17 protein-coding genes are annotated in these 14,560 nt (G+C 72.2%); 7 read left to right on the forward strand and 10 right to left on the reverse strand.

The window, feature by feature from the left end; genetic code table 11:
- Positions 1-130: 130 nt before the first annotated feature.
- Together ISU07_RS10365 and ISU07_RS10370 are read left to right on the forward strand one after the other, a co-directional pair.
- Positions 131-892, forward strand: coding sequence for a PIG-L deacetylase family protein (locus tag ISU07_RS10365; protein ID WP_194706722.1), 762 nt, complete (start codon positions 131-133; stop codon positions 890-892).
- Positions 893-1,047: 155 nt separating this feature from the next.
- Complete coding sequence (locus ISU07_RS10370; protein WP_194706723.1) at positions 1,048-3,504, forward strand: GcvT family protein; 2,457 nt, start codon at positions 1,048-1,050, stop codon at positions 3,502-3,504.
- A 117-nt stretch (positions 3,505-3,621) separates the two neighbouring features.
- Here the strand turns inward: ISU07_RS10370 and ISU07_RS10375 are convergent, their stop codons facing one another.
- The 3 genes from ISU07_RS10375 to miaA all read right to left on the reverse strand — a co-directional run bounded on the left by ISU07_RS10375 (position 3,622) and on the right by miaA (position 6,215).
- A complete protein-coding gene (locus tag ISU07_RS10375) occupies positions 3,622-4,398 on the reverse strand; it encodes an SDR family oxidoreductase (protein ID WP_194706724.1) in 777 nt (258 codons plus the stop codon).
- A 64-nt stretch (positions 4,399-4,462) separates the two neighbouring features.
- Positions 4,463-5,290: a diaminopimelate epimerase gene (dapF, locus tag ISU07_RS10380; protein WP_194706725.1), complete on the reverse strand. Its 828-nt coding sequence runs from the start codon at positions 5,288-5,290 to the stop codon at positions 4,463-4,465.
- Positions 5,283-6,215: a tRNA (adenosine(37)-N6)-dimethylallyltransferase MiaA gene (gene miaA / locus ISU07_RS10385; protein WP_323742539.1), complete on the reverse strand. Its 933-nt coding sequence runs from the start codon at positions 6,213-6,215 to the stop codon at positions 5,283-5,285. Before miaA ends, dapF begins: the two co-directional genes overlap by 8 nt.
- 90 nt (positions 6,216-6,305) lie before the next feature.
- Between miaA and ISU07_RS10390 the strand changes: the two genes are divergently transcribed.
- From ISU07_RS10390 to ISU07_RS10405, 4 genes are all read left to right on the forward strand, one after another.
- A complete protein-coding gene (locus ISU07_RS10390) occupies positions 6,306-6,497 on the forward strand; it encodes a hypothetical protein (protein ID WP_194706727.1) in 192 nt (63 codons plus the stop codon).
- Entirely contained in the window at positions 6,497-6,739 is a 243-nt protein-coding gene (locus ISU07_RS10395) for a hypothetical protein (protein WP_194706728.1), read from the forward strand. Before ISU07_RS10390 ends, ISU07_RS10395 begins: the two co-directional genes overlap by 1 nt.
- Before the next feature lie 81 nt (positions 6,740-6,820).
- Positions 6,821-7,012, forward strand: coding sequence for an antitoxin (locus ISU07_RS10400; protein ID WP_194706729.1), 192 nt, complete (start codon positions 6,821-6,823; stop codon positions 7,010-7,012).
- A complete protein-coding gene (locus ISU07_RS10405) occupies positions 7,009-7,506 on the forward strand; it encodes an NUDIX hydrolase (protein ID WP_194706730.1) in 498 nt (165 codons plus the stop codon). The genes ISU07_RS10400 and ISU07_RS10405 overlap by 4 nt, the downstream gene beginning before the upstream one ends.
- Here ISU07_RS10405 and ISU07_RS10410 read toward each other — a convergent pair.
- The 5 genes from ISU07_RS10410 to ISU07_RS10430 all read right to left on the reverse strand — a co-directional run bounded on the left by ISU07_RS10410 (position 7,470) and on the right by ISU07_RS10430 (position 13,139).
- Positions 7,470-8,729: an MFS transporter gene (locus tag ISU07_RS10410; protein ID WP_194706731.1), complete on the reverse strand. Its 1,260-nt coding sequence runs from the start codon at positions 8,727-8,729 to the stop codon at positions 7,470-7,472. The two genes, ISU07_RS10405 and ISU07_RS10410, sit on opposite strands and share 37 nt — an antisense overlap.
- 4 nt (positions 8,730-8,733) lie before the next feature.
- A complete protein-coding gene (miaB, locus tag ISU07_RS10415) occupies positions 8,734-10,206 on the reverse strand; it encodes a tRNA (N6-isopentenyl adenosine(37)-C2)-methylthiotransferase MiaB (protein ID WP_194706732.1) in 1,473 nt (490 codons plus the stop codon).
- 67 nt (positions 10,207-10,273) lie between these two features.
- Positions 10,274-10,633, reverse strand: a complete 360-nt coding sequence (locus ISU07_RS10420) for a thioredoxin family protein (protein ID WP_194706733.1) — start codon at positions 10,631-10,633, stop codon at positions 10,274-10,276.
- Between the two features lie 72 nt (positions 10,634-10,705).
- On the reverse strand, positions 10,706-11,140 hold the full coding sequence (locus ISU07_RS10425; RefSeq protein ID WP_228521669.1) for a hotdog fold domain-containing protein: 435 nt from the start codon (positions 11,138-11,140) through the stop codon (positions 10,706-10,708).
- Between the two features lie 166 nt (positions 11,141-11,306).
- On the reverse strand, positions 11,307-13,139 hold the full coding sequence (locus ISU07_RS10430; RefSeq protein WP_323742540.1) for an alpha/beta hydrolase family protein: 1,833 nt from the start codon (positions 13,137-13,139) through the stop codon (positions 11,307-11,309).
- 42 nt (positions 13,140-13,181) lie between these two features.
- On the opposite strand from ISU07_RS10430, the gene ISU07_RS10435 reads away from it, so the two are divergent.
- Positions 13,182-13,331 carry a hypothetical protein gene (locus ISU07_RS10435; RefSeq protein ID WP_194706735.1) on the forward strand — a complete coding sequence of 50 codons (150 nt, stop codon included), beginning with the start codon at positions 13,182-13,184 and terminating at the stop codon, positions 13,329-13,331.
- Here ISU07_RS10435 and ISU07_RS10440 read toward each other — a convergent pair.
- Both ISU07_RS10440 and ISU07_RS10445 read right to left on the reverse strand, forming a co-directional pair.
- The gene (locus ISU07_RS10440; protein ID WP_228521670.1) at positions 13,328-13,708 is read right to left on the reverse strand and encodes a VOC family protein; all 381 of its coding nucleotides are present in this window, start codon (positions 13,706-13,708) and stop codon (positions 13,328-13,330) included. The two genes, ISU07_RS10435 and ISU07_RS10440, sit on opposite strands and share 4 nt — an antisense overlap.
- Positions 13,705-14,496 carry a trans-aconitate 2-methyltransferase gene (locus ISU07_RS10445; RefSeq protein WP_194706736.1) on the reverse strand — a complete coding sequence of 264 codons (792 nt, stop codon included), beginning with the start codon at positions 14,494-14,496 and terminating at the stop codon, positions 13,705-13,707. Before ISU07_RS10445 ends, ISU07_RS10440 begins: the two co-directional genes overlap by 4 nt.
- Positions 14,497-14,560: the final 64 nt, after the last annotated feature.

Consider the following 14,560-nt stretch of genomic DNA (forward strand, 5'->3'; position numbering starts at 1 on the left):
CCCAGCCGGCGGTCTCGTCCAGCTCGGCCTCGAGGGAGAAGTCTTCGTCGTGTGCGTTCGTCATACCGTCCACCAGGGTAGGCGGGCGGGCCTGACCGGGGCGAACCATTAGCGCTGGCAGGATCACGGCGTGACCCTGCTCCTCCTGGTCGTGGCCCATCCTGACGACGAGACCTTCGGCTGCGGATCGCTGCTCATGCACGCGGCGGAACGCGGCGCGCGGACGGTGGTGCTCTGCGCGACCCGCGGCGAGGCCGGCGAGGTGACCGACCCGGACCTGGTCCCGACCGGCGGGCTCGGCGAGCTGCGAGAAGGGGAGCTGCGCGCGGCGGCGGCCTACCTCGGTGTCGCCGACGTCGAGCTGCTGGACCTCGTCGACTCGGGCATGGACGGCGACGCCGCCCCCGAGACCCTGTGCGGAGCGCCGCTCGAGGTCGTCGTCGCGGCGGTGCGGAGGGCCGTCGACCGGCACCGGCCCGATGTGGTCGTCACCCTGGACGGCGGCGACGGTCACCGCGACCACGTGCGCATCCGGGAGGCGGTCGAGGAGGCGCTGGCCGGCAGCGCGACGCCGCTGTACGTCGAGGGGCTGCCGCGCTCGCTCATGCACGCGTGGGTGCAGCACCACGCCGGAGGCGACTACGCGGCGTACACCGAGCTCCCCGACATCGGCACGCCCGACGAGCAGTTCACGACGGTGGTGGAGACCGGCCACCTGCTCGAGCGTCGCGACGCCGCGATCGCGCTCCACGCCTCGCAGAAGTCGCCGTTCGACGGGCTGCCGGACGACCTCCACCGCGCGTTCCTCACCCGCGAGCACCTCATCCGGTTGAACCCGCCGTGGGCGGGAGGCCCGCTCGAGACGGAGCTGTCGGGGCTCAGCGGACCCTGACGCCGAACAGGTCCAGCTGCGGCGGACCGGCCGTGTCCTCCGGGTCCTGGTCGGAGATGGGATGGTGCTCCGATCCGAGAGTCGGGTCCCTGAGAGTGCGCCCTAGCGCACCCTGAACCGCACGACCCGTCAAGACCCTCTGAGAGAGTGCTCCCGTGTCTCCCGCAGAACTGCCTGACCGCGCCCGCGTCGTCGTCATCGGAGGGGGCGTCATCGGCGCCTCGATCGCCTACCACCTCGGCCACCTGGGGTGGGGCGACGACGTCGTGCTGCTGGAGCGGGACCGGCTGACCAGCGGCACCACGTGGCATGCCGCGGGGCTGATGACCTGCTTCGGGTCGTTCTCGGAGACCAGCACGGGCATCCGGCTGTACTCGCGCGAGCTCTACGAGAACCTCGAGCGGGAGACCGGGCAGGCGACCGGGTTCAAGCCGGTCGGACTCATCGAGGCCGCGGCCGACACGGACCGGCTCGAGGAGTACCGGAGAGTCGCGGCGTTCCAGCGGCACCTCGGGCTGGAGGTCGAGGAGATCTCGCCGGCGGAGATCGGCAAGCTGTTCCCCTGGGCGAAGACCGACGACCTGGTGGCCGGCTTCCACGTACCCGGCGACGGCCGGGTCAACCCCGTCGACCTGACCACCGCGCTGGCCAAGGGCGCGCGGATGAAGGGCGTCCGCGTGTACGAGGGCGTGGCGGTCGACGACGTCGCCACCGAGCAGCGCGGGCAGCTCGACTCGGTCACCGGGGTACGGGTCGGGGACGGGGTCATCGAGTGCGAGTACGTCGTCAACGCCACCGGCATGTGGGCGCGCGAGCTGGCGCTCAAGTCCGGGCTGAACGTGCCCAACACCGCGGCCGAGCACTACTACCTGATCACCGACACCATCGACGGGCTCGGGCCTGACACCCCTGTCTTCGAGGACCCCGCGGCGCACGGCTACTACCGCGAGGAGGGCGGCGGCATGATGGTCGGCCTCTTCGAGCCGAAGGCCGCCGCGTGGCACCCCGAGGGCGTGCCGGCCGGGTCGTCGTTCACGAAGATCCAGCCGGACTGGGACCGAATGGGGCCGTTCCTCGAGACCGCGATGGCGCGCGTGCCGGTGACGCTCGAGGCCGGCGTACGGACGTTCTTCTGCGGCCCCGAGTCGTTCACGCCGGACCTCTCGCCGATCGTCGGCGAGGCGCCGGGCACCCGCGGGTACTTCGTCGCCGCCGGCATGAACTCCGTCGGCGTCCTCTCCGCCGGCGGCCTCGGCCGCGTCGTCGCGCAGTGGATCGTCGACGGCAGGCCGGACGTCGACGTGACCGGCTTCGACGTCGACCGCTTCCGCGCGTACCAGGCCGAGGAGACGTACCGCGCCACGCGCACCACCGAGATCCTCGGCACCGTGTACGCCGCGCACACGCCCGGCAAGCAGCTGTACTCCGCCCGCGGCGCCAAGCTCTCCCCGGTGCACGACCGGCTGGTCGCGAACGGCGGCTACCTCCGCGAGGTCTCCGGCTGGGAGGGCGCGGACTGGTTCGCCGGACCGGGACAGACGCCGCAGGCGACACCCACCTGGGGCCACGCCGACTGGTGGTCGCGCTGGGAGGCCGAGCACCGGGTGGTCCGCGAGGACGTCGGCCTGATGGACATGTCGTTCATGTCGAAGTTCCGCGTGACCGGCCCGGGCGCCGGCCGCCTGCTCGACCACGTCTCGGCGGGGGCGGTCGACGGCGAGCCCGAGCGGATCACCTACACCCAGTGGCTGGACGACGACGGCCGGCTCCAGGCCGACCTCACCGTCACCAAGCTCGCCGACGACGACTTCTGGGTCGTCGCGTCCGACACCGCCCACGGCCACGTGCTCGCCTGGTTGGCCAGGTACATCGGCGACGCCGACGCGACCGTCGAGGACTGCACGGAGGTCTGGGCGCAGCTCAACGTCCAGGGCCCGCGGTCGCGTGACGTCCTGACCACGCTCACCGACGCCGACCTCGGCAACGACGCCTTCCCGTTCCGCACGGCGCGCTTCGTCGAGCTCGCAGGAGTGCGCGTGCTGCTCGTCCGCATCACCTACGTCGGGGAGCTGGGCTACGAGCTGTACCTCCCCGCCGACGGCGCCCTCACCGTCTACGACGCGGTCATCGGCGCCGGTGCGCAGCCCGTCGGCCTCAAGACGCTCGCCAGCTGCCGGATGGAGAAGGGCTACCGCGACTTCGGCCACGACATCGACAACACCGACCACGTCATCGAGGCGGGGCTCGGCTTCGCGGTCGACCTCGACAAGCCCGACTTCGTCGGCAAGGACGCGGTCGCCGCCTTCAAGGCACAGGGCGTCCCGCGCCGGCGACTCGTCCAGGTCCGGCTCACCGACCCCGAGCCCGTCCTGCACCACGCCGAGCTGGTGCTCCGCGACGGCGAGGTGGCCGGCTACGTGCGCGCGGCGTCGTACGGCTGGACCCTCGGCGGCGCCGTCGGCCTCGCCATGCTCGACGCCGGCGACCAGCCGCTGACCGCCGACTGGCTGAAGGCCGGCACCTGGACCGTCGACGTCGCTGGCACGGCGTACGACGCCGTGGTCTCGCTGCGGCCGATGTACGACGCGACCAACGAGCGCATCAAGGCCTGACGCCGCACGCAGGTCGAGGAGGGACGAAGTCCCGTCACGAGACCCGGCGAGCGGTCAGGGGTCGTGTCACGGGGTCTCGTGACAGGCGCTAGCGCGCCTTCCTCGACCAGCGGTGACCTACTTCGGAGGCATCCGGATGCCGCCGTCGACGCGGATCGTCTCGCCGTTCATGTAGGTGTTGGTCAGGCAGGCGAGCACCATGCCCGCCAGCTCGTCCGGAGTGCCCAGGCGCTTGGGGAACAGCACCGACTGGCCGAGCTGCTCCTTGAAGGCCTCCGGCTCCGGCGCGAAGTCGTAGATCGGGGTGTCCACGAGGCCGGGCGCCACGGTGTTGAGGCGGATCGCCGAGGCCGCGAGGTCGCGGGCCACCGGCAGCGTGAGGCCGACGAGGCCGCCCTTGGACGCGGCGTACGCCGCCTGGCCGATCTGCCCGTCGAACGCCGCCACCGACGACACGTTCACGATCGCGCCGCGCTCGCCCGAGGTGTCGGGCTCGTTGCGGCTCATCGCGGTGGCCGCGATCCGCACGGTGTCGAACGTGCCGACCAGGTTGATCGCGATGACCTTCTTGAAGACGTCGAGGTCGTGCGCCGACTCGTAGGTCCCGTCGCGGCCGACCGTGCGCTGCGCCGAGCCGATGCCGGCCGAGCAGACCAGCGCGCGCAACGGGCCCATCTCGAGCGCCTGGTCGACCGCGGTCACGATCTGGTCGGTCCGCGTCACGTCGACCGGGACGAACATCCCGCCGATCTCGCCGGCGAGCGCCTCGCCCTTCTCGGCGTTCAGGTCGGCGATGACGACGCGCGCACCCTGGGCGGCCAGTGCTCGGGCGCACGCGGCGCCGATGCCGGACGCGCCGCCGGTGACGAGTGCTGAGGCTCCCTCGAAGTCCATGGTGGCGAGCCTATGGTCTCGACACGCTCGGCCGTGGACGGCCTCCCGGCTCGACCACCCTGACTCAGAGGGAGGTCGTCCCCCGGGCCACGAAGACGGCAGGCCCGGTCAGGTACACGTGACCCTCGGGGCTCCACGTGACCGCCAGCATCCCGCCGGGGACGTCGACGCGGTACATCGCCTGCTCGCCGGTGACCGTCGGGTCCGCGCCGTCGGCCACCGCGGTCGCGACCATGACGGCGCCCGCGCCGGTGCCGCACGAGCGGGTCTCCCCCGAGCCGCGCTCGTGCACGCGCATGCCGACGTGCACGTCGCCGCGACGCACCACCAGCTCGACGTTGACGCCGTCCGGGTACGTCGCGGGGTCGTGCTCCGGAGCCCGCGTGAGGTCGAGGCCGGCCAGGGTCGACTCGTCGTCGACGAACGCGACCGCGTGCGGGTTGCCCATGTCGACGTGAAGGGCGGGCCAGCTGCGGTCGCCGACGCCCACCTTGGTCTCGCCGAGCACCGTGGCCGTGCCCAGGTCGACCGTGACGTTCTCCCCGTCGACGTCGAGCATCTTCATCCCGTCGCGGGTCCCGACCAGGAACGGCGTGGCCGGCTCGACCAACCCCTCGTCGACGAGGTACCGGGCGAACAGCCGGATCCCGTTGCCACACATCTCCGCGACCGACCCGTCGGCGTTGCGGTAGTCCATGAACCAGTGGTCGTCCTCGCGGACGACGCGCAGGACACCGTCGCCGCCGATCCCGGCCCGCCGGTCGCATAGCGCCCGCACCCGCCCGGCCATCTGCTCCGGGCTCAGCCCGCCGTGGACGGTCCCGTCATGGTCCGGCAGCAGCACGAAGTCGTTCTCCGTGCCGTGGCCCTTGAGGAACGGGTAGCTACCCACCCAGGAATGGTCCCACGGCGGCCAGCGCCTGCTCGACACGTCCCGGGTCGTCGTACCGCACCCACACCACCCGCGGGTCCTTGCGGAACCACGAGTCCTGCCGGCGCGCGAACCTGCGCGTCGCGACGACCGTCCGCTCGCGCGCCTCGTCGAGGCTCAGCTCACCGTCCAGGTACGCCGTCACCTCGCGGTACCCGATCGCCGTCGAGGCCGTGCGGCCCTCGCGCAGCCCCCGGTCCAGCAAGTCGGCGACCTCGTCGACGAACCCCCCCTCGAACATCGCCGCCACCCGCCGCTCGATGCGCTCGTGCAGGGTCGGCCGGTCGATGTCGACGCCGACCTGCACGGTCGCTGGGTCGGCGTACTCCAGCGTCGGCAGCGTCGCGGAGAAGGGCCGGCCGGTCAGCTCGACGACCTCGAGCGCGCGCACGACGCGGCGGCCGTTGTCGGGGCGGATGTTCCCGGCCGCCACCGGGTCCCGTTCGGCCAGTCGCTGGTGCAGGGCCTCCGCGCCGACGGCGGCGAGCTCGCCCTCGAGCCGGCGTCGCACCTCCTCGTCGGTCCCCGGGAACTCGAACCGGTCCAGGACCGCCCGCACGTACAGCGCCGACCCGCCCACGAGCACCGGCACCCGACCGCGCCCTCGCAGCTCCGCGACGGCGGCACGCGCCCAGCCCTGGAACTCGGCGACGGTCAGCGGCTCGACCACGTCGAGCACGTCCAGGAGGTGGTGCTCGATCCCGCGCCGCTCGGCGACCGGCTGCTTCGCCGTGCCGATGTCCATGCCGCGATACACCGCCATCGCGTCGGTGTTCACGATCTCGCCGCCGAGCCTCTCGGCCAGGTCCAGCGCCAGCTCGCTCTTGCCCGACGCGGTCGCGCCGACGACGGCGACGATCGGCGGGACGGAGGGAGCGAGCGGCACACCGACAGTCTCCCAAGCATCACCCGTGAGGGCGGTTGAAGTCTGCCCCGGACACCGGTTTGGTGGAGGTGGAGGGAGTTGATCCATCACATGACCACCACACCCGACCCGAACGAGCCGCTGCCGCCCGGCGATCCGATCCCGGACCCGGACCCGGGCAGTGAGCCGGCCGCACCGCCGGACCCGGAGATCGTGCCGAGCGGGGACCCGGTCCCGGGAGGCCCGGAGATCGACCCGTTGCCGGACACGCAACCGAACCCCCAGCCGGAGGTGCGCCCGTGATGGCCGTCGGACCGATGCCCACACCGCAGAAGGAAGAGCCGGAGAAGTTCCCGGGCGGCGCGGACGCGCTGGAGGACCAGTCGCGCTACGGCGAGATCCCGGACGCGCCGCTGGGCGTGGACCTCCCACCCGACCTGCGCCCGGACGCGGTCGAGCTCCCCGAGGAGATCACCGAGCCGGACGACAAGACCCAGGAACCCTCGGAGGACGACGAGTCCGACGAGCCCGAGACGCCCGTCTGAGCGACGCCCGAGGCCGGCGGGCGGCGGGACTACGCTGACGGCGGCGCGGCCACCGGGGCCGCAGGAGCAGGAGGTCTCGGCATGGGATTCCTCGACGACGCGATGGACAAGGCCAAGGGCCTCATCGACGAGCACGACGAGAAGGTCGACGACGCCATCGAGAAGGCGGGCGACCTGGTCGACGACAAGACCGGCGACAAGTACACCGGCCAGATCGACAAGGGGCAGGACTTCCTCCAGGAGAAGACCGGCGAGGGCGACACCAACCGGTGACGCATTCCCCCACGCGAGCGGGCACCCTCGACCGGTTCGTCGTGGTGCCCGCTTCGTACGTGTTCTTCCTCCGGCCGGTCGACGGTGACGACCACGTGCTCCTCCAGCTGCGTCAGAACACCGGCTTCATGGACGACCACTGGGCCGCGGCGGCAGCCGGGCACGTCGAGAAGGGCGAGACGGCGTACGACGCGGCGCGGCGCGAGGCCGTCGAGGAGGTCGGGGTCGGCGACCTCGAGCTCGAGTTCGTCACCGCGATGCAGCGCACCCAGGGCGGCGAGCCGATCGACGAGCGCATCGACTTCTTCTTCACCTGCCGGACGTGGTCCGGCGAACCGCGGATCATGGAACCGCGCAAGGCCGCCGCGCTCGAGTGGTTCCCGCTCAGCGGCCTGCCCGACCCGGTCGTCCCACACGAGCTCAAGGTGCTGCGCGGACTGCGCGACGGGATCGCGAGCTACTCGTCGTTCGGGTTCGCGACCGACGTCTCCTGAGGGATCCGCGCGTCCCTGAACGGCGTCAGCGCCAGGCCCGCGGCGACGAGCAGGAAGCCGGCCGCGGCGACGTACAGCACCGGGCGCAGCCCGACGGAGTCCGCGAGCAGACCGCCCAGCGGTGCGCCGACGACCACCATGGCCCGGTTGATCGAGCGCATGGTGGTGTTCATCCGGCCCTGGAGCTCGTCGGGCGTCACGCTCTGGCGGTAGCCCATCGTGTTGGCGTTCTCCGCACCCATCGACACCCCGAGGAGCAGCTGGCCGGCCCCGAAGACGGCCCAGGTCAGCACGCTGTCGCCCGGGCTGCTGGCCACCAGCGCCCAGGCGACCGCGTTGCCCACGATGCAGGCGATGCTGACGCGGCCGGCGCCGAACGCGTTGCCCAGGCGTTCGGCGTAGGACGACCCGACGACCGCCCCGACGCCGGCGAGCGCGAGCAGCAGCCCGAACCCCAGCGCGCCGAGGTCGAGCTGCCGGAGCGCGAAGACCGGGAGCGCCGCACCGGCCATCGCGTTGAAGAGGAACCAGATGTGCGTGCCGATCGCGAACGGCGTGAGCGTGCGGTGGCGGTACACCCACCGCAGCCCTTCGCGGAGCTCCGTCGGCACCTGGCGCATCGACCTCAGGTCGACCGACCGGCTCGGGGGCTCGGCCACCCGGGTCCGCGCGACCAGGAGGGCCGAGGCCAGGAAGCTCGCGGCGTCGACCAGCACCGCCCAGGGCGCGCTGAGCAGGGCGACCAGGCCACCGGCCAGCGCCGGCCCGGACGTCTGCGCGACGGCGTCGCTCTGGTCGAGCCGCGCGTTGGCGCGCGTCAGGAGAGGGCGGGGCACGAGCCGGGGGACGAAGGACTGCGACGCGGAGTCGTTGAGCAGCGAGAGCGTCCCGAAGGCGACCATGAACACGACCAGCAGGGCGAGCGTCAGCTGGTCGGCCATCGCCAGGAGCGGGATCGCGACGAGCAGCAGTCCGCGCCCGAGGTCCGTGGCCACCAGGATCGGACGACGGCGCACCCGGTCCACCAGCACGCCGACGACCAGGCCGAGGACGAGGTACGGCAGGAAGCGGGCGGCGTTCACCAGGCCGACGCCGGCGGCGCTCTCGTGGAGGGTGACGACGACGAGGACCTGGATGGCCAGGGTGGTGACGTAGGAGCCGAAGCCCGAGACCGTCTCCGCGGTCCAGAACAGCCGGAAGTCGCGCTGCTCCCCGAGACTCATCCGCTCAGGCCGGGGCGCCCACGGCCGGCATGCCCAGGCCGACGACAGGCGCGCTCGGCGCCGCTGTACGCGCTTCCCAGGCGTCGCCGGAGCGGGTACGGCGGACGGCCAGCACGCCGCCGTCCGCGACCAGGTGGTGCGGGGCCGCGCGGGTGATCTCGACGGTGACCATGTCGCCGGGCCTGATCTCGACACGCCGCTCGTCCCTCGCGGCGGCTCGATCACCAAACGGCGTGGGGTCGAAGTGGACGAGGCGGTTGTCGGGCCCGCGGCCGGAGAGGCGGTGCGTCGCGGCGTCCTTGCGGCCCTCGCCCTCGGCGACCATCAGCTCGACGGTGGTGCCGACGAGCGACTTGTTCTCCTCCCAGGCGATGTCGTTGACCAGCTCGACCAGCCGCTCGTAGCGGTCCTGCACGACGTCGGCCGGGACCTGGTCGGGGAGCGTCGCGGCCGGCGTACCGGGCCGGATGGAGTACTGGAACGTGAACGCCCCGGAGAACCGGGCCGCGGCCACGACCTGCAGCGTCTGCACGAAGTCCTCCTCGGTCTCGCCGGGGAAGCCCACGATGATGTCAGTGGTGATCGCCGCGTCCGGGATCGCGGCGCGGACGCGGTCGATGATGCCGAGGTACTTCTCGCGGCGGTAGGACCGGCGCATCGCCTTGAGCACGCGGTCGGAGCCCGACTGGAGCGGCATGTGCAGCTGCGGCATGACGTTCGGGGTCTCGGCCATCGCGACGATGACGTCGTCGGTGAACTCCGCGGGGTGAGGCGAGGTGAACCGCACCCGTTCCAGGCCCTCGACCTCGCCACAGGCTCGCAGCAGCTTCGAGAACGCCTGGCGGTCGCCGAACTCCACGCCGTACGCGTTGACGTTCTGCCCGAGCAGGGTGACCTCGCTGACGCCCTCGGCGACCAGCGCGCGCACCTCGGCGAGGACGTCGCCGGGCCGCCGGTCCTTCTCCTTGCCGCGCAGCGCCGGGACGATGCAGAACGTGCAGGTGTTGTTGCAGCCGACGGAGACCGAGACCCAGGCGGCGTACGCCGACTCGCGCCGTGTCGGCAGCGTGGACGGGAAGACCTCGAGGGACTCGAGGATCTCGACCTGCGCCTCGTCGTTGACCCGCGCGCGCTCGAGCAGGGCCGGCAGCGAGCCGATGTTGTGGGTGCCGAACACGACGTCGACCCACGGCGCCTTGCGGGTGATCTCGCCGCGGTCCTTCTGCGCGAGGCAGCCGCCGACCGCGATCTGCATCCCCGGCGTCCTCGCCTTCACCGGCGCCAGGTGCCCGAGGTTGCCGTAGAGCTTGTTGTCGGCGTTCTCCCGCACGGCGCAGGTGTTGAACACGACGACGTCGGCCTGGGCGTTCGCGGGAGCCGCGACGTACCCCGCCTCCTCCAGCAGACCGGTCAGCCGCTCGGAGTCGTGGACGTTCATCTGGCACCCGAAGGTGCGGACCTCGTACGTGCGCGCCATAGCGCGATCAGGGTACGGCGACCACGACCGTGCCGCCGATTCCGGCCCCGGTCCGATCAGCCTGTGCTCAGCCCTGGGCTTCGACCTTCTGGCGTACCTCGTCCATGTCGAGGTCGCGGACGGCGGTGATGAGCTGGTCGAGCACCGGGGCCGGGAGGGCGCCGGGCTGCCGGAAGACCATGATCCCGTCGCGGAAGGCCATCAACGTCGGGATGGACGAGATCTGGAGGGCGCCGGAGAGGTCACGCTCGTCCTCGGTGTTGATGCTGCCGAACGTGATGTCCGGGTTGGCCTCACTGGCTGCCTCGTAGACCGGTGCGAAGTTGCGGCACGGGCCGCACCACGACGCCCAGAAGTCGAGCAGCACGATGCCGTCCTGCTCGATGGTGGTGGCGAAGTTGTCGGCACCGACGGTCACGGTGGTCATGGGTGGAGTTCCTCCTGCTGGTGGTCGTGCACCCGGTGCAACGAACCAGTGGCCCGAATCCTTCCCGGCACGTTACCGCCGGCCGGCCGTCTTCTCGGTGACCCAGAGCCGGATCTCGCCCTCGACGACCACGGTCCCGTCCCGGTCCTCGCCACGCACCCGCACGGGTACGTCGGGGTCGTCGCCGGTCCACTGCGCCCGGTCGGTCTCGGCGATGCAGGTGATGTCGCCGCTCGCCTTGGCGGTGTACGCGACCTCCATCCCCTTCGGGATCCACCGCTTCGTGGCCGGGATGCTCGCCTCCGCCAGCGCCCCCATCGCGGCCTCCAGCCCGTTGCACAGTGCGATCGCGTGCACGGTGCCGAGGTGGTTGTGCACGCGCCGCCGGTCCCGGACCACCAGCTCCGCATGGTCCGGCTCGATGACGGTGAACCGGGGCCGGATGCTCGCGAAGTACGGCGCCCGGAACGCGAACGCCCGCGAGAACAGCCGGTCCCCCAGCGGCAAGCGGCTCGCGGTCCTCCAGAGGGACAGGACGCCGCTCACTGGTGGTCGAGCCGGGCGAGCGCCGGCGAGCACGTGTCGAGACCCGGTGACGGGACCGCGGTCTCGACACGCTCGGTCCTTCGAGACGCCTCGTCCCTCGGCTCCTCAGGAACCACCGCGGCCGGCCTCACGGCTCGACCACCTTGTGGAGGTGCTTGACCAGGAAGGCGATGGCGTCGGGGTAGGCGTCGAGGCGGTTGGCCCGCTTGGCGAGGCCGTGGCCTTCGTCGTGGTAGACGCGCAGCTCGCAGTCGACCCCCTTGGCATCGAGGGCGGCCTTGATCTGCTCGGCCTCCGAGAGCGGGACGCGCGGGTCGTTGGCGCCGTGGATCACGAACAGCGGGGCGACCATGTCGTCGAGGTAGGTGATCGGGGAGGCCTTGACCAGGAAGTCGTGGTGGCGGTCGAGGAAGCCGTACTCGCGCTCGCGGTAGGCCCGGCGGTAGCCCGAGGTGTTCTCGAGGAACGTCACCAGCGACGAGATGCCGACGATGTCCACGCCGGCGGCCCAGCGCTGCGGCTGCATGGCGACGCCGGCGAGCACCATGTACCCGCCGTACGAACCGCCCCACAGCGACGACCGCGCGGGGTCGAGGCCGAGCGTGGGCAGCCAGTCGTGGATCGCCCCGAGGTCGGCGACGGAGTCGAGGCGCAGCTCGAGGTCGTCGAGGGAGACCCAGCGCTTCCCGTACCCCGCCGACCCGCGCACGTTGGGGACCAGCACGTCGAAGCCGGTCAGGGCCAGCGCCTGCATCACCGGCGAGAAGATCCGCGCCGCCTCGGCCTCCGGACCACCGTGCAGGTGGACCACGGACGCGCCCGCGACCGACGAGCCGGCGGCCCCGGGGTACCGGAAGCACGGCACCTGCTCGCCGTCGGCCGTCGGCACCCGGTGCACCGTCGGCGTGACCAGCCGGTCGCGCAGGTCGTCGGGCAGCACGGCCCGGCCGTCGACGAGGTGGGTGACCGCGCCGGTGCGTGCGTCGACGCTGAGGATGGAGCCGGGGTCGGTCGGCGTCATCGCCGTGAGCACGAACCGCGACCCGTCCGGTGCCCAGCGGATGGAGACCGGTACGACGGGTGGCAGGTCGACGTCGACGCGGTGCGCGCCGTCGGACTCGTGCACCGCGAAGGTGTCCAGGCCGTCGACGTGGTGGCACACGACCATCGACGTACCGTCCCGGGACAGCTTGACGTCGAGGTCGTGGTCGTCGGCCTCGACCAGGATCCGGAAGGTGCCGTCGAGCGCCAGGTGGTGCACGGCCCGGAAGTCACGCTCGTGGTCGGACGCGACGACGAGACCCGCATCGCCGAGCGCCCAGCCGGACACGGAGTGCTGGGCGTGCTCCTCGGGGTCGGTCAGCGCGCCGGACCCCAGCGGCCCGGCCAGCGAGACGACGGTCCCGTGGGGTTGCAGCGAGAGCGCCGTGACGGCGACCGACGACTCGTCGTGGGAGACCGAGGTCAGCGCGACGTACCCGCCGTCGTCGAACAGGACGGTCTCGTCGCCGGAGTCGAGGTCGCGGACGACGATGTCCATGTCGACCTCGTTGCGCCGGTTGGTCGAGTAGATCAGCGAGGTCTTGGTGACGTCGTGCAGCACGTTCATGTGGTCGGCGTCGCTGACGACCGGTGTCAGGTCGTCGAGCCCGGCGGGCGCGTCGCGCCGCGCGGACAGGTCGAGCAGGGAGATCTGCCACTTCTCGTCGCCGCCCGTGTCGTGCTCGACCAGCACCTGGCGGCGACCCGGCACGTACCTCCCCTGGCAGCGGGAGGGCAGGTTGGTCAGCGCGGTGGTCGAGCCGTCCGGCGCGATCTCCACCAGCTGGAGGCTCCCGAGGTCGTCGTGGGCGGCCAGCACCCGCCCGTCCTCGTCCATGTCCAGCGCCACCCAGGTCCGGATGTCGAGCAGGGCCCGGACGGTGTCGCGAAAGGTCCCGAGGTTCTCTGCAGCGGCCACGCGGCGACGCTAGCACCGGCGGCCGATGGCAGAATCGATGCAATGTGCAGTCCCGTGCGGTGCCGTACCTGCGGCAAGATCACCTGGTCCGGCTGTGGTGACCACGTCGACGAGGTGCGCGCCATGGTGCCCGCCGAGCTCTGGTGCGAGGGGCACGACGAGGACGTCCAGGCCGACCGCCTCTTCGTCTAGCGGGCCTGCAGGACCTCGACCCGGTTGCCGTGCGGGTCGGCGGCGTGGAAGCGCAGGTAGCCCTCGAACGTCTCCCGCTCGCGCTCGTCGACCTCGAAGCCGGCGGACCTGAGCCGGTACGCCGCCGCGCCGACGTCGTGGACCAGGAAGGCCGGGTGCGCCTTGCGCGCCGGCACGAACGGGTCCTCCACGCCGACGTGGAGCTCGGCGGCCACCGCGCCGTGGTCGTCGTACGAGCGGAACCACACGCCGCCCCGGCCGCGCAGGGCCTCCGGTTTCTCGACCTCGGTCAGGCCGAGCCCGTCGCCGTAGAACCGGCGCACGACGTCCTCACCACCGGCCGGGCACGCGACCTGCACGTGGTGGAGCGCGATCATGCGAGGCCATCCGATCCCACGTGGGCCACGACGAAGATGCGGCGGAACGGCAGCACCACGCCGCCCGGACGCTCGGGGTAGGCCGCCCGCAGGCGCCGCTTGAGCTCCGCCTCGAACCGCGGCCGCAGGTCGTCCGGCAGCGCCTGCAGCGTGGGCCGCGCGCCGGTGCCGGAGACCCACGTGAACACCGGGTCCTCGCCGTGCAGGACGTGCAGGTACGTCGTCTCCCAGGCGTCCACCTCGCAGCCGAGCCCCTGCAGCGCCTGCAGGTAGACCGCCGGGTCGTGCGAGGCCGGCACCTGCGGGGCGTGCTCCGCCAGAGCCGCGGCGTACGGCGCCTCCGCGGCCAGGTCGGTCCGGATCGTGTGGCTCGGCTCCCCGAAGTTGCCCGGCACCTGGAAGGCCAGCCACCCGCCCGGCCGCACCCTGCCCAGCAGTGCCGGCAGCAGGTCGAGGTGGTCCGGCACCCACTGGAGCGTCGCGTTGGAGACGAGCACGTCGACGCGCTCGCCGCCGGCGTGCGCCCAGTCGCGCAGGTCGGCGACCCGGAACTCGACCGCCGGCGTGGTCTCCTGCGCCTGGGCGACCATCTCCGCGCTGGAGTCCAGGCCGACCACACCGGCGCCCGGCCAGCGCTCGACCAGCAGCGCGGTCAGGTTCCCCGGCCCGCAGCCGAGGTCCACCACGGTCGCCGGCTCCTGGGCACCCACGCGGGAGAGCAGCTCCACGAACGGCCGGCCGCGCTCGTCGGCGTACGTCAGGTAGCGGTCGGGGTCCCAGGAGTGCATGTCCCCAGCGTGCAAGCAAACTCTCTTGATGTCAAGATTCTTGACGGACGGCTACACTGTGGAC

The sequence above is a fragment of the Nocardioides islandensis genome, from assembly GCF_015352455.1.
GTDB classification, from domain to species: Bacteria; Actinomycetota; Actinomycetes; order Propionibacteriales; family Nocardioidaceae; genus Nocardioides; species Nocardioides islandensis.